This is a genomic window from Bradyrhizobium sp. NBAIM01, assembly GCF_020194115.1.
Classification (GTDB): domain Bacteria; phylum Pseudomonadota; class Alphaproteobacteria; order Rhizobiales; family Xanthobacteraceae; genus Bradyrhizobium; species Bradyrhizobium yuanmingense.
Genome location: NZ_JADYVU010000007.1, coordinates 125144 through 148892, shown reverse-complemented (window position 1 = coordinate 148892; position 23749 = coordinate 125144). Strand labels below are relative to the sequence as shown.

The window sequence follows — 23749 nt, the reverse complement described above, 5'->3', positions numbered from 1 at the left end:
GATCGCCGGACGCCATCCAGCCCACGCACCATTGCCTCCCTGGTCTTAGTTAAACGTTTTTCTAATGAAGCACGGAAGCTGGTCTATCGCAACGGTATTGTACACTTCTCATGCTCTTATGGCTTGCCTCCAGTCAATCCAACCAATACAAAAACGTTTAACAGGAGAATGGTTGATGCCGGCAGGGCCATTGCCCACTATCCACGAGGTCGCCCGGCTCGCCGGTGTCTCCGTGGCCACCGTGTCGAAGACGCTCAACCGGTCGGGCAAGGTCAGCGAGCTCCTCCAGGCGCGCGTCAATGCGGCAGCACGCAAGCTCGGCTATGCACCGCATGCCAGCGCCCGCAGCCTGCGCAGCGGCGCTACGCGCATCCTCGGGCTGCTCGTGGCAGACCTCGCCAATCCCTATTTCCTGAGGCTCGTCGAGAGCATCGAGCGGCTGTCGAGCGCCGCGGGCTATTCCGTCATTCTCTGCAACAGTGCCGAAGACCCCGGGCGCGAAGAGCGGCATCTTGCCATGCTGCTGTCGCAGCGCGCCGACGGCGTCATCGTCATCCCGACCCGGCGCGGCTGGAGCGGACGCCAGGCCGCGCTGGCGGACTTGCCGATGCCGGGCATTCTGGTGGACCGACGCATCGAGGGGCTCGACCTCGATTCGGTCACGACCGACAACGTTGCGCTGGGACGGCTCGCGGCCGAACATCTCGACGATCTCGGCCATCGCCGCATCGCCGTGATCATGGGATCGCCCGAGCATCAGATCGCGCGCCACCGCCTCGATGGCCTCCGAAGCGGCCTGGCCTCGCGCGGCACCACCCTCGACGAACGGCTGATCGAGAAGGACAATTTCTCCGAGGCCGCCGGCCATGCCGCCGCAATGCGGCTCCTGCGGCATGCGCAGCGACCGACCGCGATCTTCGCCACCAACAATCATCTGTCGCTCGGACTGCTTCGCGCCATTGCCGAGCGCGGTCTCTCGATTCCCGACGACCTCTCCGTCATCGCGGTCGACGAGCCTCCGTGGGCCGGCTTGGTGCGGCCGGGCATGACCATCGTGACGCAGCCATCCGAGGCGATTGCCCAAACCACGGTCTCGACCCTGCTGTCGCGAGTTTCGGAGGGACGTTCCGGCGTCGAGGGAGAGGCGAGATCGATCCAGCTTCAGCCGGCGCTGGTGGTGCGCGGGTCCACCGCCGCGATCCGGACCTAGAGATGAGTGATGCGCCCAGCCTTGCGCCTTCCACCGGCATTCTTGCGCTGTCCGCCGTCGACGCCATTGCCGAGATTCGCAAAGGCCATCTGTCGCCGCTCGACGTGGTCGATGCCGCGATCGACAGGATCGAAGCGACGGATGCGGGAATCAACGCGATTCCGGTTCGCTGCTTCGAGGCCGCACGGGGTGAAGCACGGCGGCTTATGGAGAAAAAGGCGGCCGGTGAGGACTGGCCCCTGCTCTGCGGGCTTCCGCTCGCGGTCAAGGACAACACCGATGTCGCAGGCGTGCCGACCAGCGGCGGCAGCGCGCTGACGGCCCGCGGCGCCCCCGAGATATCGAATCCCGCGATCGATCGTCTCCAGCGCAATGGCGCCATCGTCGTGGGCAAGAGCAATCTGTCGGAGCTCGGCGGCGCCAACACCACCAACGCGCTGTTCGGCGCGACGCGCAATCCGTTCTTTCCTGCGCTGACCGCGGGCGGCTCCTCCGGCGGATCGGCAGCGGCGCTGGCCGCGCATCAGGTCTATCTCGCCCATGGCAACGATGTCGGCGGCAGTCTGCGCACGCCGGCCGCATTTTGCGGTGTTGCGGGGCTGAGGCCCACACCGGGCCTCGTGCCGAGAAAGCCGCTCTCCGATCCATTCGACACCGTTTTCGTCGAGGGACCGATGGCGCGGACGATTCCCGATCTTGCCTTGATGCTGGATGCGATGGCCGGCTTCCATCCGCCCGATCTGTTGTCGCGCGAGCATCCCGCATCGTTCCGCAACGCCGCCGCACGACCCGGATGGGCGGGGCGCATAGCGGTGTCCGAGGATCTCGGCCTGTTGCCGGTCGATCGGAACATTCGTTCCGCCTTCCGCGGCGCGATCGACCGGCTCCAACCCGCAGGCTGCAGGATGAGCGAGACCGCCCCTGATCTCGCCGGGCTGCCGCGCGTGATCCGCGCGCTACGTGGTCTCGCCTATCTTGCCACCTGGGGCAGACTTTGGCCGCAATCGCGCGCGGCCTTCACGCCCGAGGTGGCAGGCGACATCGCCCATGGTGAAAGCCTCTCCGCAACAGACATCGCGGCCGCGATAGAGCAGCGCGCGGCCATATACCGGCGCATGCAGGACTTCTTCGGCGACATCGACGTCCTGATCTGCCCGACCGTGCAGGTCGCGCCCTTTCCGGTCGAGATCATGTGGCCGGCCGAGATCGAGGGGACCGCATCGAAGATCTACATCGACTGGATCATGATCACCTATGTCTGGTCGATCCTCGGCTGCCCTGCGCTGGCGGTGCCCGCCGGCCGCGATGGAGCCGGCATGCCCGTCTCCTTGCAGATCGTCGGCCCACCGCACAGCGAGGAGCGCCTGATCTCCTTCGCGGCGCGGATCGAGCAGGCGTTTTCCTCGCCATCCTGAGGGAAAGGCGATGTCCCGCGGAACCTGATCTTTCACGCGCCCGTCGGTTGAATTCATCGCCTCGGAGCCCTATGCGTAGGCGCCATGGACACCCAGATGATCACCGCCGAAAAGCCGCTGATGGCCCAGGCGCGCCCGCGCAAGCCGGCGCCGTTCCTCCCCATGAGCCGCGCCGAGATGAACGCGCTCGGCTGGGACGCCTGCGACATCGTGCTGGTGACCGGGGATGCCTATGTCGACCATCCGAGCTTCGGCATGGCGATCATCGGCCGCCTGCTGGAGGCGCAGGGTTTTCGGGTCGGCATCATCGCGCAGCCGGACTGGCATTCGGCGGAGCCGTTCAAGGCGCTCGGCAAGCCAAGAGTGTTCTTCGGCGTCACCGGCGGCAACATGGATTCCATGGTGAACCGCTACACCGCCGACCGGCGCATCCGCAGCGATGACGCCTATACGGCGGGCGGCGAGGGCGGCAAGCGGCCGGACCGCTGCACCATCGTCTACGCCCAGCGCTGCCGCGAGGCGTTCAAGGATGTGCCGATCGTGCTCGGCGGCATCGAGGCCTCGCTGCGCCGGATCGCACATTACGATTACTGGTCCGACAAGGTGCGCCGCTCGGTGCTGGCGGACGCCAAGGCGGACTTGCTGCTCTACGGCAACGCCGAGCGTGCCGTCGTCGAAGTGGCGCACCGGCTCGCCGCCGGCGAAGCGCCGCGCGAGCTCGACGACATCAGGGGCGTGGCGCTGTTCCGAAAAGTGCCGGACGATTACGCCGAGCTGCACGCCGACGATCTCGATTCAGCCGACGAGGGCGCATCGCGCCAGAAAGGTGCGACCGTGATCCGCCTGCCGGCGCTGGAGCAGGTCGAGCAGGACAAGGAAGCCTATGCGCGCGCTTCGCGCGTGCTGCACCGGGAGAGCAATCCCGGCAATGCACGGCCGCTGGTGCAGCGTCACGGCGACCGCGACCTCTGGCTCAATCCGCCGCCGATCCCGCTCAGCACGGAAGAGATGGACGCGGTCTACGACCTGCCTTACGCGCGCGCGCCGCACCCGTCCTATGGCGATGCACGCATCCCCGCCTGGGAGATGATCAAGTTCTCGGTGACGATCATGCGCGGCTGTTTCGGCGGCTGCACCTTCTGCTCGATCACCGAGCACGAGGGCCGCATCATCCAGAACCGCTCGGAAGGCTCGATCCTGCGCGAGATCGAGCGCATCCGCGACAAGACGCCCGGCTTCACCGGCGTCATCTCCGACATCGGCGGCCCCACCGCCAACATGTACCGGATGGCGTGCAAGGACCCGAAGGTCGAGGCGGCGTGCCGCCGTCCTTCCTGCGTCTTCCCCGAGATCTGCCCGAACCTCAACACCTCGCATGACGATCTGATCCGGCTTTATCGCAAGGTGCGCGAGACCAAAGGCATCAAGAAGGTGATGGTCGCCTCCGGCGTGCGCTACGACCTCGCCGTCGAGAGCCCCGAATACATCAAGGAGCTCGTCACCCATCACGTCGGCGGTTATTTGAAGATCGCCCCCGAACATACCGAGCGCGGCCCGCTCGACAAGATGATGAAGCCGGGCATCGGCGCCTACAACAAGTTCAAGCGCATGTTCGACGAGGCGGCCGAACGGGCCGGCAAGAAATATTATCTGATCCCCTATTTCATCGCGGCGCACCCGGGCACGACCGACGAGGACATGATGAACCTCGCGCTGTGGCTGAAGAAGAACCGCTATCGCGCCGACCAGGTGCAGACCTTCCTGCCCTCGCCGATGGCGACCGCGACCGCGATGTACCACACCGGCGTCAACCCCTTGCGCGGCGTGCGCCACGGCGGCAGCGACAAGGTCGAGGCGATCAAGGGCCTGCGCCAGCGGCGCCTGCACAAGGCATTCCTGCGCTACCACGACCCCGACAATTGGCCGCTGCTGCGCGAAGCCTTGATCGAGATGGGCCGCCGCGACCTGATCGGCTCGCAGCCGCACCAGCTCGTGCCTGCGCACCAGCCTCCCGGCACCGGCAAGGCCGCCGGCACCAAGCGGCCAATGCGGCCCGGCGGCAAGACGCAGCGGTTCACGACCAAGGGCCTGCGGGTGATGAAGTAGCGGGCGTGAGCCGGATCTGGCACGGTTTGGTGTGGCGTCTTCGCGTCGGCAAGACGAAAGCTCGAAAACAACCCCATGCACAGTAGCCGGGGGCAGCTAGATCAACGGCTTACGAGCGCGATGAGATCGGCGCGAACATCGACCGCAAATCGAGGCATGATCGGCCTGGGGAAACGGTCAATTTCCGTTTTTGCGAAATTAGCTTGATCGTCGGGCAAAACAGGCGTATGATGCCACCATCGCGGAACGTGGATGAGACGAACCCGTCCTGCTGCTCCGTATCGATAGCTTGAGCTCACCGCGCCGCGCCCGAATTTCTCCGGCTTGGCTTGCAGGTTCGCGACGAGCGCCCTGTTGCCCGTCCTCAACGCGCTGACGACGCAGCGGCCGCTGTGGCACAGCCTGACGCAAGGCGACTGGGTGTTCGCCGGCATCGACGTGACGTGCTGGGCACTCGCACTGCTCCATGTTGTTCTGGCTGTTCGCACCGCCCGGAACCGATCAATTGTGCAATCGAAGCGCACGCCGCAGGTGCCGGTCGCCATTGCTTCAAGCGGTGCGGCAGAATGATCCATCTGCTTGCCCTTGGGCTGTGTCTGGCGGGCTTTGCTGCGCTGGCTTTCGCCACGCACCGCCAGCAGCGCGATATTTTCGGCAAGGCGCTGCCGCGGGTGACGACCTATGGACTTCGGGCTGCCGGTGCAGGGGTGCTGCTGCTGGCGCTCGGCATCCTCGTGGCCGCAAAGAGCTGGAGCGTGGGCCTCGTGATGTTCAGCGGTCACACCACGATGGCTGCCGCCATCGTGTTTTGTGCGCTGATCGGGTGGGGAAGACTGGCTGCCCGCACGGCGCGACGTCGACAGAATGATGCTCGCGTCCGCTCCGTCACTCGACGTTGAAGGTATTCGTTTCGTGATCAAGCTGGCCAGAAACGGTTGTGGATGCGGCAAATAGATGGTCGTGACTTTGTCTGCTTCTGGTCCAAAGCTGACCTTGCCGCGCTGCCTGCCTAGCGTCAGCTTTTGACCCGAAGCCGACTCTTTGTGATCATCGCCTCCAGTCCGCTTGGAAATGCCTGCCAAAGGCGGACCGAACGTCCGCGACGGTGGTCGACTTCGTTAGGCTTTGATCCAAAGCCTCTCGGTGCGAGAGGTGGATAACCACCTTACGCAACCACGTAAGTCGCACATCCGCAGCGCGAGACCAGATGCCGAAAGGTAAGAAGAAGTTCTGACCATGCACATGCACCTGCGCTTTTCGTCAGCAACTGAATTGCATCAGGTTCAAATTGGGCGAATGCGACCAGAAGCGATTCCGGGGACATTTACTGATCCTAACGCCAGATTTGGACATATCAGGCGCCCATTGCCCGTAGCGAAAAAGAAGCCGCCGCGCACTCAGGACGACGATCCAGCCTGGGCGATCTCTGCCCGATAGAGGATTACCCGAGTCGATTATTGACCCGAACCGGACATCGACCTGAGCGGGATGTCTACATCGAACGACAAACACTGCACCCTCGGCTAAATTATCATCCCTTACCGGCACTTCAGGTCGTGATATTGAGACCACGGGCGCCGTGAGGCGGCGGCTGTTTGAAAGGAAAGCTATGTATAGTCCTTCTCAACAACTCATTCACCTGGGCCTTGGCTTCATGGTCTCCCAAGCCTTGCGCGTTGCGACAGATCTCAACGTTGCGGATCGCTTGGTCGCCGGAGAGCGGAGCGTCGACGATCTGGCGGAGGAAACGCATTGTCACTGCGATGCGCTCTATAGGATTATGCGGCTTCTCGCCGCCGAGGGGGTCTTTAGCGAAACCTCGGCCCGCCGTTTCCAACTCACCGAATTGGGCGCAGCCTTGCTTTCCGATGCGCCCTCAAGTCCCCGCGACCTGATCCGAATGATGAACAGGGAGCCCTATCTCGCCTTCGCTCAGCTCACTCATTCAGTGCAAACGGGTTTGCCGACGTTCGAAACCGTATTTGGAAAGCCCAGGTTCGATTGGCTGGCGGACCATCCGGACGCGGCTTCGCTATTCCAGCAGGCGATGATCGCGCTTAGCCAAGGCGCCAATGAAGCTGTAGCAGAGGCGTGTGATTTTGGTGCGTTTTCTCAGATTGTCGATGTCGGCGGCGGCCATGGACAGCTGCTTTCGGAGATCCTAAAGAGACACCCTCACCTTTCCGGCATATTGTTTGACCTACCGGCGGGGGTTGAGGCAGCGCGGGCTGATGCGGCAAGTTTCCCGCCACAGACCTCGTTCGTGGCCGGCAATTTCTTCGACGCCGTTCCAGCCGGTGCGGACGTCTATATCATGAAAAAGGTCATTCACGATTGGAATGACGAGCAAGCGGTACGCATCCTGCGCAATTGCCGAGAGGTAATGAAACCCCACGGACGAGTGTTAATTGCGGAGACTATTATTCCCCCGGGAAACGAACGAAATACGATCAAGCTAATCGATGCGAACATGCTTGTCGTTACGGGGGGCGTCGAGCGAACCGAGAGCGAATTTGCCGCTTTGCTTGCCGCCGCAGGTCTGCGGCTTGAGCGGGTCATTTCGACCGCCCGGGCGATCTCAGTTCTTGAGGCAAGCCGAGCCTGAAGTCTTCGAAAAAGCATCGGGTCATACATGCGCAACGAACCTTTAGATCGTCGAAACCTCTGCATGTCAGCCTTTGGCCCATCGCTGCGGCATCCCACGACCGAGGATATGTCGGCTGTCAGAGGTAGACCGGGCCTAACCTAAGCCGGGCCGGATCGCCGCGATTGACCCATTGCGGCCTCCGTGTTGCCAAGGAGGGGATGTGCCATCGGCAGCGTTGGAGCGGATGAGCTGGCCGGTGCCAGCCGGCCCGGAACGCTTTCAATAGTATTTTCTTGAACAGATGGATCGACGCTCGATCGTCGGTGGAATCCGACAAAAATGAGCTCCGTAGACGTCGTTGTTCCCTGCTTCAGGTATGGGCACTTCCTGCGAGAGTGCGTCGAGAGCGTTTTGACGCAATCCGGTCCCGAGTTGCGCGTGCTCATCATCGATGATGCGTCACCTGACAATACCGCGGAAGTTGCGCAAGAGTTACGGTGCTCCGATCCCCGCGTCGATTACCGCAGGCACATCTGGAATCAAGGTCTCATCGCGACCGCCAACGAGGGCATTGCCTGGGCGAGCGCCGACTATATGCTTCTGCTGTCTGCGGACGACTACCTGCTGCCCGGTGCCCTGTCGACATCGGTCGATCTGATGGACAATCACCCTTCTGTCGCTTTCACCTTCGGAGGCGCGGTTGTTCTAGACCAGCGCGGGGATCATCCATTCTACAGAAGCTATTATGGAACGGAAGTGGATCTCCGAACGCGCATCTTGTCCGGACTCGAGTTCATCACTCTTAGTCGTGCACAATGTATTGTGGTGTCACCGACCGTCGTGGTTCGCACGAGCCTGCAGAAAAAACTGGGCGGGTATCTAGCAGACTTGCCCTACGCCTCCGACATGGAAATGTGGATGCGGCTCGCCGCACATGGCGACGTCGGATTCATTGGTGCGGACCAGGCCGTGTATCGATACCACTCAGTCAACATGTCGAGTGAGCCTTCACCGGAGCTAAACCTGCTCCAACGCAAGGCGGCTATCGAACATTTCCTGAATGGCGGCGCCGCGATGCTGACAAACGATCTCAGGAACTGGTTGACCCGCCAATTGGCACTTGACGCGATCGTCCGCGCAAGCATTGCCTTCAACGAAGGAGCGATAGACACCTCAGCACGCCTTGCCGAACTTGCGTTGAGTATTGACCCAAGCGTTCAACATTCACGTCGTTGGTGGTTTCTTGCCTGCAAGAAGGTGCTTGGATTGCGAGGATGGCAGCTGGTGCGGCCTTCAGTTGAGTTGTTCAGATCCATCTTCCGGAACGAGCGGCGCTGAGTAGCCGAGCTCGCCGCGACGCATAGGCTGCCCGCTAGAGCCACTGGCGCATCATTTCCGCTTCTGGCCCGTAGCCGAAGGTTCCGGTGGCTGTCGGCGCGTCGGTTGCGGGGTGTAGCGCGGAAGCCGCTGAGATCGGATCCCATTGCCAGCATGTGCGCCCATGGCCGACCCACGAGCGTCCTCCGCCAGGAGCCGCTTGTGGCCCAAGAGGGACATATCGGGTTGCGAAGCAGAATGCCTGCTCTCGTTCACCACATTTAAACCTTAAGATTGTACGAAGAGTGCTCACCCACGGGCCGCAGGACCATGCCAACAGCCTTCGTACAGAAGCCATCCGGTGACTTCGGGCAATGAAGGCCTGGCAGACCAGCTGCATCGTGGCTGTTCTCGCATCCGTGGGACTCTTTCTGGCCGCCGCTAACAGACCGGCCCCGACGTTGCCGGATCTCATGTCGGAAGCGGCAGCGAGCATACCGGCTGCAGCAAGCACAGCGGCCCCTGTGAACATAGTGACGCCTGCGGCGTACGCAGACGCAGCCGCCAGACTTGCGGCGGCGCTTCGGGCGGAACGAGCAGAGCCGGGCGCGGTGACGTCAACAGCTTCCGGGCCGCTGCGCACGGAAGCCGAGATTGTCGATGAACCCGTCGCGCCAAAGTTGGCCTCGTTGGGACAGGATGTCGTCCAATCGCTGCCGCCGGAACGCGATGCGTCCAACGGTGCGCCGAAAGCGGCGTCGACGCGGGATTTCCGTCATCTGGCCTACTACGTCTGGTCCGAACTGCCGCCCGCCGAGAAACCGGCGGAGATCGTCTTGCGTGCGTTCAGGGACATTCCGCTGGGAACGCCGACCGAAGAAATCAAGCGCGCTGCCGACGCGTTTGGTCTCGATTTCAATTTCATGATGGCGGTTGCCAAGATCGAATCCGGTTTCAACCCCAATCAACGCACCGGGTCCTATATCGGGCTGTTTCAGCTGAGCTATTATGAGTTCGGGAAGTTCGGCTTCGGGCAGATTCGCAGTCCGCGGGATAACGCCGTCGCCGCCGCCTACAAGATCATTACCGAGGGCGTCCTGTTCGAGTGGATCACCCACCGTAAGCCGGACATGAGCGATCTCTACCTGATTCATCAGCAGGGCTGGGAAGGCGCCGCCGAGCACATCAGCCGGCCCGCTCGCGCCGCGTGGAAATCGATGTGCGCCACCAGCGAAGGCAAGGAGAAGGGTGAGCGGTGGTGCAAACGCGCGATTTGGGGCAATGCACTTCCGGCCTTCAAGCGCACCTGGAAATCGGTCGACAACGTGACGTCAGAAGCGTTCGTCGGCATGTGGCGCGGCCGGGTCGCCGAATTCTACACGAAATATGTGGCGACTGCTGCGGCGGCGGCAAACCAATAAGTCGGTCGTCGGCAGCGCCGCGCATGCTTGCTTGTCTTTAGCGCAACTCGCCGGCCGTCGGCCTTTACCCAGGGTGTGTTGGGCCCTCACCTGAACGGGCTATTGAGCCGTGTAAACGCAACGAAACCCGATATAGACCGCGTGAAAGTCGGCCGATTTCCACTGTACGGCTGACGCTTTTGTCTTGTCCGCACCGTACCACCACGACCCGCCGGCCGTCAGTGCCTCATCGCCCCGCCGATCCGCGAGCCATTCCCAGACATTGCCACCCATGTCGTACAGACCGTTGACACCCCGCTTGGTGGTACCCACGGCTGCATGCCGCGGCCAGCGATCTCTATCGGATGTGTTCATGCCGTCAGGTCTATCGCCGACAGGATAAGGATAGGTGCGTCCATTTACGAAATCGTCGGTAGGATTCGCACGCGTTTCGGTATAGGCGGCTCTTTCCCATTCTTCCAGGGTCGGCAAGCGTCCGCCCACGGCTAAGCAGTAGTCACGAGCTTCGTTCCACGACACATGCACCGCCGGCTCATCGTCGCTGCCCGGTTCTCCGAAAGGTGTCGCCCATGTCCAGCCGCGGCGACGGATCCAGCCGTCCGCGAATTCGTGTCCGCCTCCCTCCTGTTCGGCCGCGGTCTTCAGAGCTTTGTCAGCCGCGAAATTGCGAAACTGGCCGATCGTGACCTCGGTCCGGTCGATGGCAAACTTGCCCAGATTCTCGCGTTGGGCAGGATCGGCGAATGCAACGCCGGTAACGGCCATCAAGCCACATCGCAAAGCAATCGAGCGCCATTTCATGTATGAACTTCTCCTGTATTGCTTCCAGGTGAGAAGGGCAGGCGTCGACCCTGCGCGCCTGCCATTCATCGATCAACTCATGCGCTGACGCAATGCCGCCTGCGAACGGCGGATGACGCCCTGGTACATGCTCTGCTTGTCAGGATACCATTGCATCGACGCGAGATTGGCGAAGCCGGGAATGCTTTCCATATGCCGTGCCATCCGCTGCCGCATGGATTGATCCGGCTGAGGACCGCGCAGCGCGCCGACATTCTCGGCCGCGTGATCCGGGTTCGATGTCGCGGCAAGAACGGTCGTCACCGCCGGATGGCCCATGACCCATTTGATGAAGAACTGCGACCAATTCTCCGCAGCGATATCGCGGGCAAAATCGGGCAGCGGCCGGCCCTCGACGATCTTGTGCAAGCGGCCTTTTTCGAGCGGCATATTTGTGAGCACGCCGACGCCCTTGTCGCTCGCCGCGCGAAGGACGCGCTCCTCGGCGTGACGATTGAAGATCGAATAGTTGACCTGGATGATGTCCACCAGATCCTTGTCGATCAAGCCTGCGAGAATGTTGTGATAGTCATTCTCGTGGACCGAGGCGCCGACATAGCGAATCCTGCCCTCTCTCTTCCATACGCGCAGCAGTGGCACGATCGCGTCGACATTGACCAGGCTGTGGCAGTGGAGCACGTCGATCTTGTCGCGCCACAGCCGAAGCCTCGACTGCTCCATGCTGGCCAAGGCGTGGCTTTCGTCGGCCAGGTAGTCGCCGGTCGACCAGATCTTGTTGCTGATGAACATCTGGTCCGTCACGCCCATCGCGCTGAGAAATCCACCGACGCTGACCTCGCCGGTACCGTAGAGCGGCGATGTATCGATCACCCGGACGCCGGCATCTATATATTTCCTGGTGACCTCTCGCAGCGCGTCGCGATTGCTGCCGGGCAGCAGGTCAAAAGTCAGAAACGTTCCCAGTCCGAGCGCGGGCAGACTTTCGTTGGTGCGGCCGATCGTTCGGGTGAGTACCGGCCCCGCCGCAGGCGCACGCGATGCAGTGCCGGCTGGCGCTTGCGCACTGGCGCTCGAAACGCCGACCGCAGTTGCGTGAACAGCTGTCGCCGCGATGGCGCCCATCGCGGTGGCGGCGCCGAGAAACTGGCGGCGATCGGTCGCCGTCGGCCAATCCTGTGGTGTCTTATCCATTGCAAATCTCCGTGATTTCGCCTGCGGCACTTGTCGCCCGCCAATAGAAAAGATCGACCTCTCGTTTTGTCGCGCGGGATTCTGACCAAATCACCCCGATCCTGACGCGACGATGCTCCCTTTCCGGCCTGCAAGGAATTGCGGTTCCAAGCTTGAATGTGTATTCAGGCGACATCGCTTCGCAGGAAGTCGCGATGCACCGTGTCATTGAGAATGCGTCGACAATCGATCGGTTGAGCTCCCGGCCGGATGGCTGGCGGCGCACCCAATGGGCGAACGGCGCATTCGAAACGGCGTACCGGCCGATGACCTCCATCGTCGAAGGACGCATCCTGTCGCCAAATCACCTCATCATGGCGACCCTGTCCGGCGGCGCCGAGCGACATGAAATCTCGGCCGATGGCGGGCATCGCTATGACGGGCCCGATCTGCCGTCGACCGTTTCATTTCTCCCGGCTGGCTGCGAACGACGGCTTCGGCTTCACAATGTGGGTTGGCGATGGGCAGCGATCGCCCTCGACCCCGCCAGGATTTCAGCAATCGCCGGCGCATCGATCGAAGGACTGGGCCCCCTGTCGGGCTCGGAAGACAGCTTTGTCTGGAACATGCTCGCGGAGTTCGAACGAGTTGACGCGCTGGAGGGAGGTCTCGACGCGATCTATTGCGACACGATGAGCCTTGCTCTCGTTGTATACCTTGCACGCCGATATGGTGGTGCAAGAGTGAACGATACATCGATCAAGCTGCCGGCGTGGAGGTTACGGCGCGTCACCGAATTCATCGACGCGCATTTAAGCGCGACAATTCGGATTGCCGATCTCGCTGATCTTGCGCAGCTCTCGGAAGGCCATTTCCATCGCGCATTCAGGGCAGCGACGGGGCAGACGCCGCTGGCATTCGTCCATGCGCGGCGAGTTGCAATCGCAAAACAACTGCTGGCGAGCAGCAAGCTTTCGGTCGCGCAGATGGCGCTACGCGTCGGTTTTATCAGTCCCGCGCATTTTGCCCGCGTCTTCCGGTCAATGACCGGCCAGAGTCCATCCCAATATCGACGCTCATTCCATCTTTGACGGGGGAAAGTAGCGCCTGACGGCCAATGGCGGACAACGGCAGTCGGCAAATAGCTGACGACACGCCTCAACCCAGCGTCATTTTGCGACGAGGCCCCTGCGGGTGATGAAGTCGCGGCCCGGCCCGCGCTACAGCGCGAGCACGACCTCGCCCGACACCGCGTCCGTCACGCCGCGTCCGTTGCCCTGGTCCTCGAGCACGGACCTGAAGCTGTCGAGGGTCTTGATCATCGCCGAGCGGGCCGCGACCAGCGCGTCCTGGCTGGACCACGTGCCGATGAGGCAGAAGGTCTGATCGCCGGTCCTGATGATGACGCCGTGCTCCAGTCCCGGCCATTTGGCCTTGCCGTCTCGGTGCGCATCGAGAAAGGCGCCCTCCTGGCCCGGCTTCACCTTGAACTTGACGACGTTGTAAACCTGCATGATGCGCCTCCGGAAAATGATTGGATGAAAATGCGAGCGCCGTACCAGATCGGGTTCGGACCGATATCTTTGCACCCCCGCAACAAAAAGTCGAAAACATCCCCACGCACGGTAGGCGCGGGCAACGAAATCAGCGACTTAGAGCGCGGCGAGACGGGATAGATCTCCGCGGCGGGCCTGGCTGCTCCAGCAAGCACGATCTTTCGAATGACCGCAGCGCACTCTGCTCATTTACGAAAGCGTTGCACCGTCGGGCAAAACAGGAGCAGGATGGCGCATCGGAAGAATCAAGATGGGCCGACCCCATCCGCTGCTCCGTACTGACATCCCTGGGCTTCACACCTCGTGGAACCAACGAGGGTGTCGCGCGTTGCCGCGCTGCTCTTGAAGGTGACGCGGCTGAGGCCGGGTCGCATTGCTGGGCCAATCAAGACGGGAAAGCCGGGCGAGCCAAACCAGATGCGTCGTATCCGACTCGTGATCGCAGATCGCCGTCCGATCGTTTTGCAGGGTTTTGCCACGCTATTTGCGACCGAACGTGACTTCGAGATCGTTGCGTCCTGCATCAATGGAGCCGATTGCCTCGAAGCCGTCCGGACGTTGGCGCCGGACGTCGCGCTTGTCGAGGATGGATTTCCCGATCTGACGGCCTCAGCCATGCTGGCCGCCGTCAACGCCGAAAGCCTTCGCACACGGCTGGTCTTCTACACCGCATCGATCGCACGCGGCGATCTCGCTGCGGCCGTCGCAGCGGGTGCCTGCACCGCCATACCGATGCGCGAGGAGCCCGAAAACCTGTTGCAGTCGCTGCGGCTGGTGGCGCCGAACGCGCACCCGGCGGCCCGCAAGGCAGGCAATGGCGCGTCTGGCGAAAATGGCCTGGCAGCGCTGACGGACCAGGAGCGCAGGATCATGCGTCTGGTCGCCAGCGGCATGTCGAACAAGGAGATTGCTCGCGAGCTCAAGCTCGCCCGAGGCACCATTCAGGCGCGGATCGATCGCATATCCGCGCGGCTCGACATCAACGGCCGGACGGAGCTCGCAAGCTTCGCCCTGACGCGCCTTTACGGCGGGGTCGGCGCGCTCGCAGCTCTGATTTGGGCGGCGCTCGAGGACGTTCGATCCGCCGGCGCGACCGAAGTCGATACTGTGGATGCCGACACTGTCACGGTCATGACCGCAGATGGCACCGGCGCGGTCGTGACGATCAAGATCACCTCCGCAAAAACGGCCCCTGCTCCGGGCAAGATGGCCAGAGCCGTCCGTATCGAGAGCTCCCCGGCCGACATGCCGACGCGAGCCGCCAAGCTCATCGAATCCCGAGCCGATATTGCTGGCAGCACGATCACAGTGCCGCCACTCAATCCTGCAAGGCCGGGCTTGAGCAGCGCCGGCACGTTCATGATGACGGCAGTCGGAGTCTCGCTCCTGAGCAGTCACGCCCAGGCGTTCACTGCTTGGGACAGACCGAGCGATGTCTTTGCGTGGGCTGACGCGAACGCCCCCCGCGAGTTGGTCGCCCTCGATAGTCCCGGCAGGCCCGATCTCGACGGCTTCGACAAGCTGCCCTGGCTCGATCCCGACACACACCATGAACCATTCGCGTTGGAAGCTGCTCGAGGCGACGCCATGGCCAGAGCCGACGAGGTTCAGATCATCGATGCGGCCGCGCGCGAGGACGGCTTCGGCGACAACGGCAACCCTCATATCGGATCCGGCGCCATCGACGCTCTGAGTGATCATGGCGGCTTGGAACAGGCGGCCGCAACGGGCGCGAGGAATGCCGAACGCGGCACGACACAGGCAGCGGCGATCGACGCACGCGATCATGGACAAGCGCAGCGCGATTTGCACGCTTCGGAAGACGGCGCAGCAGCCGGCAAGCCGGAGACCGAGCACGGGCCACCCGACCACGCATCAAGCGAGGGAAAATCGCACGCTTCGGAGAAGGATGCAGCAGCCGGCAACAAGCATGCCGAGCTCGGCCCGCCGGAGGGCGATTCCGCTCGTGGACAATCGCAGCGTGATTTGCATGGTTCGGAAAACGGTGCAGCGGCCGGAAAGCATCAGGACAAGCAGGGCTCGACCGGGCACGACTCCCATCATGGACAATCGGATCACGCTTCGGAACCCGGTTCCGCAGCTGCCAAGCAGCTTGCCGACGATGACGGACCCGCAAGCCATGCCAATTCCGGCGAATCGCAGCGTGACTTGCACCAGGCGCATCCAAACGCTTCTCAAAATCCGCATGCAGAGCCGGGCCAAAAGGCTGACGGCCACGACCCGGCGAACCACGGCGCCGGTGCAGCACAAGCGGCTGCCGCGCCCGGGCCCGGAGATTCCTTTCATTTCAGGAACGATATGCCATCGGCCAAGGGTTCGGATCATCGCGAGAGTGGCTATGGCACCGACACGGCAGAACACGGCCCGCACCGTGCCGGACATCCCGAACTGTCGCTGATCCCAGATGCAGATCTGATTGGCCATTCGCACGCGGAGCAAAGCGCCGTTGATCACGCGAGGGGCGTTGAGCATCATCCAGTGCATGATTGGTTTGTGTAGCTGACCAAGCAGAAGCTGCCAAAGCAAGAGGACGAATGACGCCGCTTCGCTCGACGGTCTCCCGCGCGGCCGCCGCGGGCTCAGCCGGCGTTAACCATGGTCGACGGTTCCGGTCCCAGCGAAATCGCTTCGAAGTTTCTTAAATCTTGCTGGGTACTCCTCCTGGGCGTGGCGACCTGGGAGAAGACATGAGCAAGCGGGCCAAACGCCGGAAGGTCGAGACGATCGCACTGCCGATGGCAGCGAGAGTCGGAATTGGCGCCGTGGCCATCGCAGCATTGGGGTATGGCCTGCTGGCTCGCCCGGGAAACGTGCAACCGGTGCGGAAGCCGTCCGCGCCCCAGGCCATGGCATCGTCAACGCCGGTCTACGTGGCACCGCAGGTTCACGCAGCAGCGCCCGCGCCGCCCCCGGTTCCTACTCCGGCGCCGCTGGTCGAACCGCCCAAAGCCGACGCCGAAATTCCCGGAGCCTTGGTCCGGCAGGTGGTCGACTATGCCAGCCGCCAGACGCCGGGCACCGTGATCATCGATACCAACAACACGTTCCTCTATCTCGTCCTGAGCGACACGCAGGCGATGCGCTACGGCATCGGTGTGGGCCGCGAAGGTTTTGCGTGGTCCGGTGAGCAAACCGTGGCGCGCAAGGCAGAATGGCCGGATTGGCGCCCGCCTGCGGAGATGGTCTCGCGTCAGCCTTATCTGCCGCGGTTCATGGCGGGCGGCCCCGGCAATCCGCTCGGCGCCCGGGCGATGTATCTCGGCGAGACCGAATATCGCATTCACGGCACCAACAAGCCCGAGACGATCGGCAAGCGGGTGTCGTCCGGCTGCATCCGCCTGACCAACGAGGACGTCGTCGACCTCTATGAGCGGGTGAAAGTCGGCGCGAAGGTGATCGTGCTTCCGACGAATGCGGCCCGTCGACCGTCCCAGGGTACGCCGCCCGATGCCGCATCCCGATCTCCGGACCCGGCCTCGCCGTCGAACCGGCCGTCGGCAACGAGCGCACAGGTGCCATCACCCGGACCGAAGATCGCCGAGGTGCAGTAGTTCGGTCCTTCCTCCTGGCTCTGCCCCGAGGACAAAGAGCAATTCAAGTCGTCACTTCACGTCGATAGCCACGGCCGAACAGACCATCTTGCGCGACCAAAGCCGGTCTGCGTTGGCAAGATGCGGCACCGAATTAACCCTATCGACAAATGATTGCCGTTGGGCGGCGGCCGCCGGCAAAGTTGCCTCATTGACGCGCAGAATTTTCAGCGGCGCTAACCTGGGTCAGAGGCGCGTTATGCTGAGAATGGCGTTGTTGGGCCTCCTCATCCTGTTGAGTGTGGGAATGCTGTCGGCCATGGAGCTGAGCGCTCCACCGCGTCGCATCGCCGCCACGGTCCAGCCGCCTGCCGAGCAGAACGCAAGCATCCCCGCTTCGCACGATGCGCTGGCGAAGGCCGATCGCCTCGAGGTTGCCGCTGAGAGCCGCGCGATGCCGACACAGACCGCTTCGATGGATAACCCGGTTGCTCCGCAGGACGTGCATGTCCGTTCATTCGCGCCGACGCCGATCGTCCGTCCGCGAAGCAAACCGAAACGGATCGCGACCGCTGAACCTCCCAAGCCGAAGCCAAAGGCATTTGTCGTCAAACGAGCCGCCACTGTTCAGCGCGAAAAGGCGGCCAACGAGACCGAGCAGTGTCGCCTCAAGGCGTTCGGCGGCCTGCTCAAGGCTTTGAACTTGACCGGCTGCGAAATCTGAGGCCGCCTCCAGGAACGTCTCGCAAACTCTTCCGATCAGCCATATGTTGCCCGCATGAAAAAGATCGGATTTCTCTCCTTCGGGCACTGGACGCCCTCGCCGCAATCCCGGACGCGCTCGGCGGCGGATACGCTGCTGCAATCGATCGAGCTGGCGGTCGCGGCCGAACAGCTCGGGGCCGACGGCGCCTATTTCCGCGTGCATCATTTCGCGCGGCAGCTGGCCTCGCCGTTTCCGCTGCTCGCGGCCGTCGGCGCCAAGACCAGCCGAATCGAGATCGGCACGGCCGTGATCGACATGCGCTACGAGAACCCGCTCTACATGGTGGAGGACGCCGGCAGCGCCGATCTCATCGCTGGCGGACGGCTTCAGCTCGGCATCAGCCGCGGCTCGCCCGAGCAGGTGATCGACGGCTGGCGCTATTTCGGCTATCGGCCGGCCGAAGGCCAGAGCGACGCCGACATGGGGCGGCGCCATGCGGAGGTCTTCCTCGACCTGCTGCGCGGCGAAGGATTCGCCGAGCCCAATCCGCAGCCGATGTTTCCCAACCCGCCGGGGCTGCTGCGCCTGGAGCCGCATGCGCCCGGCCTGCGCGAACGGATCTGGTGGGGCGCCGGCTCGAACGCCACCGCGGTGTGGGCGGCGAAGCTCGGCATGAACCTGCAGAGCTCGACGCTGAAGAACGACGAGACCGGCGAGGCCTTTCACGTGCAGCAGGCGGCGCAGATCCGTGCCTATCGCGCGGCGTGGAAGGAAGCAGGCCACAGCCGCGAGCCCCGCGTCTCCGTCAGCCGCAGCATCTTCGCGCTGATGGACGATCGCGACCGCGCCTATTTCGGCGGCGAGCGCGGCAGCGAAGACGAGATCGGCTTCATCGACCCGCGCACGCGCGCGATCTTCGGGCGGAGTTATGCGGCCGAGCCCGACGTGCTGATCGAACAGCTGCGCCAGGACGAGGCGATCACCGAAGCCGATACGCTGCTGCTGACGATCCCGAACCAGCTCGGCGTGGATTATTGCGCGCATGCGATCGAGGCGATCCTGATGCATGTCGCGCCGGCGCTGGGGTGGCGGTGACCTGAAAGGCGTGACACGACCGCAAGTCGTGATTGACTTCATGCACCACCGACGCCAATGATCCCTCGGGGCATTGTTGGACTGATCGGGGGGTTGAATGGGCTTGCGTCCAGGAATTTTCGTTGCAGCATTCTTGCTAGCGGGGTGTGCGTCAGGGCCGATGGGCAGCTCGGCGCTGACAGAGAACGTCAAGGCCAACACTGCGCGGCTTGTCATCTATCGCTCGTCCGCCCTCGGTTTTGCGATCCAGCCAAATTATGCGGTCGATGGAAACGTCGTTGGAGGCAGCCAGGCTGCAGGGTTCGTCGCCTGCGAGCTGCCTCCGGGCCGCCACGAGGTTGCGGTCAACAATCTTCCACTGAGTACCAACCTGTTCGGGCAGGGAAGCGAGAAAGTGAGCCTCGATCTGCGCGCCGGCAGCACCACCTACCTCTCCGCCCAGCCACAGGTGGGAATCATCACGCCCGGTGCGATCACGTTGGTTCAGGTCACGGAAAGCCAGGGTCGTGCCGACGTCGCCAGCTTGCATCAGAGCAACAGCTCATGTGGCAAGGCGTGATCTGAGGCTCTCCGCGGCCGAAACGCGGATGAAACGCCTTATTCTGCAAATCGTCTTGCGCCTTGGTCGCTATGCGGTGCTTCCCGTCGTCGCGCTGGCATGCACGATTCTCGCCATCTGGCTGATGATCATGGACCGCTACACGATTGCGGCGCTGGCCACGGCACCGATTGTGTTCACAAGCTCCATGGCCACCATAGCACTCGCAATTGGGCTCCTGTTCCTGCCTTCGCGCAAGCATGGCGGTTTCGAAGCCGACGAACAGACCGCCCCGGGGCTTTGGGCCGCATGGAGGGAGCTCGATCGCAGTTTTGTCAGATCGAACCGCACTCTGCTGGTCGACACCGATTTCAACGCTTCGATCTCGGAAGAAAGCCGGTATGCGGGCGTGTTCGGACAGCATGTCACGATGACCATTGGTCTGCCATTGTTGATGATCCTGGACCAGCGATCGGTTCGTGCCGTTATCGCTCATGAAGTGGCGCACGCCCGGCTTCGGCACACTTCGGGAGGCACCAACCTCGCCGATTTCATGGCGGCCGCGGAGAACGTTTTCTTCTACGCCGATCCGGAGCACACGATTACCGGATACATTGCTCGCATCCTACTCCATTCCCTGCTCGAAAGGCTGGAGAAGGAATACAAGGCATTGTCACGGGAGAACGAGCTTGCCGCCGATCTGGAAGCGGCCGAGCAGGTTGGACGCGAGGAGATGGCACGCGCGCTGGTGATGATGGAGGTTTGTGGAGCACGTCTGGCCGATCTCGTCTTCGCTCCCCTGCAGAAGGAGGTGCTCGGCGCAATCAAGGCGCCATCGCCGCCATTCGCGCGAATCTTAGATCAGATTCCAGCTATAAGAGCGCCGGGATTCATGACCGCCGCCGTCGCCAGTCTGAGCCGCCAGCACGATCCCGATTCGACACATCCGCCTTTTGGCCAGCGGTTGGCCAGCCTCGGATACATCGACGTACCTGACGTTGGCGAGATAAAAATGTCCGCGGTTGACCAACTTCTCTCACCGGACGCTGCCAACCAACTCACCTTACGATTTGATGAGGAATGGCGGAAGAAGGTCCAGGAGTGGGTCAGCGTCGGCAGATGAACGTGCGGGCTCTGGCCGAGCGAACAATTGCTCGACGATCTTCGTGTGTCCGTGCTAGCTCTTGGGACCGGCGGCAGGATCACGCGAGCTGGACAGTGTTATGCTATCCTGTCTCCTCCACAGCGAGCTTGCCGCCATTCGCCGGGTCGCGCGATGAATCAGCGTCTGTCACTCGTCAGTCTCGTGGTCGCCGACTATGATGAAGCGATCGCCTTCTTCACGCGCGCTCTGGATTTCGAGCTTTGCGAGGACACGCCGCTCGGCGGCGGCAAGCGCTGGGTGGTGGTGCGGCCGCGGGGCAATCCTGGTTCTGGCCTGCTCCTGGCGCGAGCAGACGGGCCGGCGCAGACGGCGCGCATCGGCGACCAGACCGGCGGGCGCGTCTTCCTCTTCCTGGAAACGGATGATTTCGAGCGCGATCATGCGCGCATGGTTGCCGCCGGCGTGCGTTTCGTCCGGCCGCCGCGGCACGAGGCCTATGGCGTCGTCCCGGTTTTCGAGGACCTATGCGGCAACCGCTGGGATCTCATCCAATCGACCAGCCGCAGTTGATGCCCGACGCCGCCGGTTCCGCCTGCCTCGCGCTTATCTCGACCTTGAGGCGCATCGTCGATTGGGGCGTATCACGTCTCGCAGCCGAGGTGCTCAGACCATAGAAGCGACTTTCGGAAAGAGCTGGCTGAGCGCATCGGCATTGACGCCATCCGCGCCGCGCCACCAGATGACCGGGTAGGCCCAATCATTGGTGTGATCGGGAGGCCGGTCCCGGAACTCATCCGGCGTAAAGGCCTGCAGGAAGCCGCTGCGGCGCGCCGGCTTCAGGACGCCGCAATAACCGAGAATCTGGATGAGAACGCACCGCTCGGCTCGGTTCGACTTGAGCACTTTGCCGATGCGCTTCTCCAGCTCATTCGGCCTTGCGTCCGGAGGGAGGCCAGAGGCGATGCCGACGATCTCCGTCAGAATCGAGCAATCTTCCTCCGTCGGCTCGACCAAATCAGCTTTTTCGAACTGCGCGAGATCGAACCAGCAGTACAGGGGGTCGACGTGACGAACGCCGCCCCATTTCCATCTCTCGAAGCTCAGCACGTTGAGATCCTCTTGCGCCGGGCTCCCGTCACCGTAGCGCCCGCAGATGCGGCAGGGCAGCCGGCGGCCGAGCGCTCGAGAGGCCTGTTCCCGAAGCCCATGAAGAGGGAAATATGCGGCACAGGAGAAGCTGCCCAGCGCCGAGCGCAAATCGAGCCGGCGGGTGCTGAGACTGGCAAGGAAGGCGTTGGCGGCCCGTTCCAGATTCACCCGGGGACGGATAGAGACGAGCCGCGCGACGATGTCGTCATGCGTCACGGCGACGGGATCGAACATGTAACCGGCTTGACGGGCATACTCGAAATCCGCCTGATCAGTCGCCGCGCTTTGCTTCCAGCCCTTTGGCGACCAATAGGCATTGAAAAGGATCTGAAGGGCTTTCCTGTCGTGAGGCACGAGCCGTCTCCTACCCATGCCGTCGCGGCTCAGTCGCATCGGCGACCGTTGGATCGCCTGCGCTTGTAACCCACTCACCGCCCCCGTCGGAACAGAATTGCGAAGCCGTGCACGGCCGAGCCCGCCCGACCGGCGTGCGACCTCTGGCGATCGAGCGGCCGTGTCATACCAGCCTCACCCCGTCTTCGTCCCCGTGATGATGGCCAGCGCCTCGACGAGTCGGTCGAGATCGGCCTCGTCGGTGAAGAGCGCCGGCGTCACGCGGATGCACTGGCCTTTGGCGACGCCGGCGCGGCGCACCGTCATGATCCGGTAGCTGTCCCGAAGCTTCGCAACGATGGCCTCGTTGTCGGTCTTGCCGGTCTTGCCGGCGAGGCGGAACGACGTGATCGCGCCATATGAGCCGGCCTCATCCGGCGTCAGGATCTCGATGTCCTTGAAGCCGCGGACGCGGCTCACCCAATAATCGCGCAAGTGGCGCAGGCGCGCTTGCTTCGCCGCCGCGCCGATCTCTTGATGCAGCGCCAGCGCCGTGGGCACCGTCAGCATCGTGGCGAAATTGACCGTGCCGGTATGCACCCGCGAGCGGATATCGCTTTCCGGAAAATCCTCGTCGCACATGTTGCGGTCGATGGCGGCGAGGCGATCCTTCCTGATGTAGAGGAAGCCGACGCCGAGCGGCGCGCCGAGCCATTTGTGCAGATTGAAGCCGACGAAATCGGCCTCGAGCTCGCTCACCCGGAAGTCGAGCTGTCCCCAGGAATGGGCGGCATCGACGATCGTGTCGATGCCTTTGGCCTTGGCCATGCGGGCGATCTCGGCGACCGGCATGACGAAGCCGGTGCGGTGGCTGACATGGGTCAGGAGCAAAAGCCTCGTCTTCGGGTTCGCCTCGATGGCGCGGGCATAGGCGTCGAGCACAGCCTGGCGGGTGGCGGGCTCCGGCACGTCGAACTTGACCACTTCGACGCCACGGCGCGCCTTCAGCGCGTTCATCGCATATTGCATCGAATCATAATCGAGATCGGCATAGAGCACGCTGTCGCCCGGCTTCAGCCTGTTGTAGCCGCCGATGAGGAGCTGGAGCGCTTCGGTGGCGCCGCGGGTGAGCGCGATCTCAGCTGGAAGCGCGCCGACCGCCTCCGCCACCTTGGTGCGCACCGCCTCGAAATCCGCACCCGCACGCAGCCGCGCGTAATAGGTGTTCTGATAATTGACCATGTCGGACTGGCGGATGAACTCGCGCCGCACGGGCTCGGCCATGATGCCCCAATAGCCGTTCTCGAAATTGACGATTTCCGGCGTCACGGCATAGAGCCCTTTCACGGCCGCCCAATAGGACTTGTCGGTGGCGATGGCGGCCATTGAGCCGGTCGGCTGCGGCGGAAGTCCCTCGGCGGCAAAGGCCGGCCCCGCAAGCGGCGCCACGGCTGCTGCCGCGAGGCCCTTGAGCATCGCGCGGCGGTCCGCTGAAAACGTCCTGATCAGTTGCATGTCAGCTCTCCCCAGAGCGTTTTCGAGCGAAGCGGCGTCGGGATCGCATCGCGAAAACGCCAAACGACGATCCAGAGCTCCGTTCCGACGTCACCGGACGAAGCAGGCTCTGGCGCGCGGGACAAGAGCAACGGACGATGCAGCGGAGATGACCGGAGCGTGACAATGCGATGA

The 23749-nt window shown here is 63.0% G+C and carries 21 protein-coding genes; 16 read left to right on the top strand and 5 right to left on the bottom strand.

What is annotated here, in order from left to right; all coding sequences use genetic code 11:
* Positions 1–175: 175 nt before the first annotated feature.
* From I6F31_RS22930 to I6F31_RS22895, 8 genes are all read left to right on the top strand, one after another.
* Positions 176–1210: a LacI family DNA-binding transcriptional regulator gene (locus I6F31_RS22930; RefSeq protein ID WP_225147291.1), complete on the top strand. Its 1035-nt coding sequence runs from the start codon at positions 176–178 to the stop codon at positions 1208–1210.
* Positions 1211–1212: 2 nt separating this feature from the next.
* Positions 1213–2625, top strand: coding sequence for an amidase (locus I6F31_RS22925; protein ID WP_225186151.1), 1413 nt, complete (start codon positions 1213–1215; stop codon positions 2623–2625).
* An 84-nt stretch (positions 2626–2709) separates the two neighbouring features.
* A complete protein-coding gene (locus tag I6F31_RS22920; protein WP_225186150.1) occupies positions 2710–4731 on the top strand; it encodes a YgiQ family radical SAM protein in 2022 nt (673 codons plus the stop codon).
* A gap of 354 nt (positions 4732–5085) precedes the next feature.
* Positions 5086–5301 carry a hypothetical protein gene (locus tag I6F31_RS22915; protein WP_225186149.1) on the top strand — a complete coding sequence of 72 codons (216 nt, stop codon included), beginning with the start codon at positions 5086–5088 and terminating at the stop codon, positions 5299–5301.
* The gene (locus tag I6F31_RS22910) at positions 5298–5630 is read left to right on the top strand and encodes a DUF3325 family protein (RefSeq protein WP_051057169.1); all 333 of its coding nucleotides are present in this window, start codon (positions 5298–5300) and stop codon (positions 5628–5630) included. The genes I6F31_RS22915 and I6F31_RS22910 overlap by 4 nt, the downstream gene beginning before the upstream one ends.
* Positions 5631–6340: 710 nt before the next feature.
* Complete coding sequence (locus tag I6F31_RS22905; RefSeq protein WP_036014470.1) at positions 6341–7336, top strand: methyltransferase; 996 nt, start codon at positions 6341–6343, stop codon at positions 7334–7336.
* Positions 7337–7657: 321 nt separating this feature from the next.
* Entirely contained in the window at positions 7658–8656 is a 999-nt protein-coding gene (locus tag I6F31_RS22900) for a glycosyltransferase (protein ID WP_036014472.1), read from the top strand.
* 353 nt (positions 8657–9009) lie between these two features.
* Positions 9010–10056 carry a transglycosylase gene (locus I6F31_RS22895; protein ID WP_036014474.1) on the top strand — a complete coding sequence of 349 codons (1047 nt, stop codon included), beginning with the start codon at positions 9010–9012 and terminating at the stop codon, positions 10054–10056.
* 99 nt (positions 10057–10155) lie between these two features.
* On the opposite strand, the gene I6F31_RS22890 is transcribed toward I6F31_RS22895, so the two are convergent.
* Together I6F31_RS22890 and I6F31_RS22885 are read right to left on the bottom strand one after the other, a co-directional pair.
* On the bottom strand, positions 10156–10857 hold the full coding sequence (locus I6F31_RS22890) for a formylglycine-generating enzyme family protein (RefSeq protein ID WP_036014475.1): 702 nt from the start codon (positions 10855–10857) through the stop codon (positions 10156–10158).
* A gap of 72 nt (positions 10858–10929) precedes the next feature.
* Positions 10930–12048: an aldo/keto reductase gene (locus I6F31_RS22885; RefSeq protein ID WP_036041701.1), complete on the bottom strand. Its 1119-nt coding sequence runs from the start codon at positions 12046–12048 to the stop codon at positions 10930–10932.
* A gap of 194 nt (positions 12049–12242) precedes the next feature.
* On the opposite strand from I6F31_RS22885, the gene I6F31_RS22880 reads away from it, so the two are divergent.
* Positions 12243–13118 carry an AraC family transcriptional regulator gene (locus tag I6F31_RS22880; RefSeq protein ID WP_225151993.1) on the top strand — a complete coding sequence of 292 codons (876 nt, stop codon included), beginning with the start codon at positions 12243–12245 and terminating at the stop codon, positions 13116–13118.
* A gap of 129 nt (positions 13119–13247) precedes the next feature.
* On the opposite strand, the gene I6F31_RS22875 is transcribed toward I6F31_RS22880, so the two are convergent.
* Positions 13248–13541 carry an antibiotic biosynthesis monooxygenase gene (locus I6F31_RS22875; protein ID WP_225150875.1) on the bottom strand — a complete coding sequence of 98 codons (294 nt, stop codon included), beginning with the start codon at positions 13539–13541 and terminating at the stop codon, positions 13248–13250.
* A gap of 360 nt (positions 13542–13901) precedes the next feature.
* On the opposite strand from I6F31_RS22875, the gene I6F31_RS22870 reads away from it, so the two are divergent.
* The 7 genes from I6F31_RS22870 (at position 13902) to I6F31_RS22840 (ending at position 21148) form a co-directional block, all read left to right on the top strand.
* Entirely contained in the window at positions 13902–16103 is a 2202-nt protein-coding gene (locus I6F31_RS22870) for a response regulator transcription factor (RefSeq protein ID WP_225186148.1), read from the top strand.
* A gap of 188 nt (positions 16104–16291) precedes the next feature.
* Complete coding sequence (locus tag I6F31_RS22865; protein WP_225126976.1) at positions 16292–17155, top strand: L,D-transpeptidase; 864 nt, start codon at positions 16292–16294, stop codon at positions 17153–17155.
* Positions 17156–17441: 286 nt separating this feature from the next.
* Positions 17442–17858 (top strand): hypothetical protein, encoded by a 417-nt coding sequence (locus I6F31_RS22860; RefSeq protein WP_225140580.1) that lies wholly within the window; start codon positions 17442–17444, stop codon positions 17856–17858.
* A 54-nt stretch (positions 17859–17912) separates the two neighbouring features.
* Entirely contained in the window at positions 17913–18935 is a 1023-nt protein-coding gene (locus I6F31_RS22855; protein WP_225147283.1) for an LLM class flavin-dependent oxidoreductase, read from the top strand.
* A 160-nt stretch (positions 18936–19095) separates the two neighbouring features.
* On the top strand, positions 19096–19494 hold the full coding sequence (locus I6F31_RS22850) for a DUF2846 domain-containing protein (RefSeq protein WP_225114314.1): 399 nt from the start codon (positions 19096–19098) through the stop codon (positions 19492–19494).
* Between the two features lie 28 nt (positions 19495–19522).
* Positions 19523–20596 (top strand): M48 family metallopeptidase, encoded by a 1074-nt coding sequence (locus tag I6F31_RS22845; RefSeq protein ID WP_225147282.1) that lies wholly within the window; start codon positions 19523–19525, stop codon positions 20594–20596.
* Positions 20597–20749: 153 nt separating this feature from the next.
* Positions 20750–21148 (top strand): VOC family protein, encoded by a 399-nt coding sequence (locus I6F31_RS22840; protein WP_225147281.1) that lies wholly within the window; start codon positions 20750–20752, stop codon positions 21146–21148.
* Between the two features lie 93 nt (positions 21149–21241).
* On the opposite strand, the gene I6F31_RS22835 is transcribed toward I6F31_RS22840, so the two are convergent.
* Both I6F31_RS22835 and I6F31_RS22830 read right to left on the bottom strand, forming a co-directional pair.
* A complete protein-coding gene (locus I6F31_RS22835) occupies positions 21242–22081 on the bottom strand; it encodes a hypothetical protein (protein ID WP_225147280.1) in 840 nt (279 codons plus the stop codon).
* A 174-nt stretch (positions 22082–22255) separates the two neighbouring features.
* On the bottom strand, positions 22256–23575 hold the full coding sequence (locus I6F31_RS22830; protein ID WP_036014484.1) for an aminotransferase class V-fold PLP-dependent enzyme: 1320 nt from the start codon (positions 23573–23575) through the stop codon (positions 22256–22258).
* Between the last annotated feature and the right edge of the window lie 174 nt (positions 23576–23749).

Excerpts from the sequence above, each read along its gene's own strand:
- I6F31_RS22930 (WP_225147291.1), top strand. The coding sequence starts at position 176 with ATGCCGGCAGGGCCATTGCCCACTATCCACGAGGTCGCCCGGCTCGCC.
- I6F31_RS22925 (WP_225186151.1), top strand. The coding sequence starts at position 1,213 with ATGAGTGATGCGCCCAGCCTTGCGCCTTCCACCGGCATTCTTGCGCTG.
- I6F31_RS22920 (WP_225186150.1), top strand. The coding sequence starts at position 2,710 with ATGGACACCCAGATGATCACCGCCGAAAAGCCGCTGATGGCCCAGGCG.
- I6F31_RS22910 (WP_051057169.1), top strand. The coding sequence starts at position 5,298 with ATGATCCATCTGCTTGCCCTTGGGCTGTGTCTGGCGGGCTTTGCTGCG.
- I6F31_RS22905 (WP_036014470.1), top strand. The coding sequence starts at position 6,341 with ATGTATAGTCCTTCTCAACAACTCATTCACCTGGGCCTTGGCTTCATG.
- I6F31_RS22900 (WP_036014472.1), top strand. The coding sequence starts at position 7,658 with ATGAGCTCCGTAGACGTCGTTGTTCCCTGCTTCAGGTATGGGCACTTC.
- I6F31_RS22895 (WP_036014474.1), top strand. The coding sequence starts at position 9,010 with ATGAAGGCCTGGCAGACCAGCTGCATCGTGGCTGTTCTCGCATCCGTG.
- I6F31_RS22890 (WP_036014475.1), bottom strand. The coding sequence starts at position 10,857 with ATGAAATGGCGCTCGATTGCTTTGCGATGTGGCTTGATGGCCGTTACC.
- I6F31_RS22885 (WP_036041701.1), bottom strand. The coding sequence starts at position 12,048 with ATGGATAAGACACCACAGGATTGGCCGACGGCGACCGATCGCCGCCAG.
- I6F31_RS22880 (WP_225151993.1), top strand. The coding sequence starts at position 12,243 with ATGCACCGTGTCATTGAGAATGCGTCGACAATCGATCGGTTGAGCTCC.
- I6F31_RS22875 (WP_225150875.1), bottom strand. The coding sequence starts at position 13,541 with ATGCAGGTTTACAACGTCGTCAAGTTCAAGGTGAAGCCGGGCCAGGAG.
- I6F31_RS22865 (WP_225126976.1), top strand. The coding sequence starts at position 16,292 with ATGAGCAAGCGGGCCAAACGCCGGAAGGTCGAGACGATCGCACTGCCG.
- I6F31_RS22860 (WP_225140580.1), top strand. The coding sequence starts at position 17,442 with ATGCTGTCGGCCATGGAGCTGAGCGCTCCACCGCGTCGCATCGCCGCC.
- I6F31_RS22855 (WP_225147283.1), top strand. The coding sequence starts at position 17,913 with ATGAAAAAGATCGGATTTCTCTCCTTCGGGCACTGGACGCCCTCGCCG.
- I6F31_RS22850 (WP_225114314.1), top strand. The coding sequence starts at position 19,096 with ATGGGCAGCTCGGCGCTGACAGAGAACGTCAAGGCCAACACTGCGCGG.
- I6F31_RS22845 (WP_225147282.1), top strand. The coding sequence starts at position 19,523 with ATGAAACGCCTTATTCTGCAAATCGTCTTGCGCCTTGGTCGCTATGCG.
- I6F31_RS22840 (WP_225147281.1), top strand. The coding sequence starts at position 20,750 with ATGAATCAGCGTCTGTCACTCGTCAGTCTCGTGGTCGCCGACTATGAT.
- I6F31_RS22830 (WP_036014484.1), bottom strand. The coding sequence starts at position 23,575 with ATGCAACTGATCAGGACGTTTTCAGCGGACCGCCGCGCGATGCTCAAG.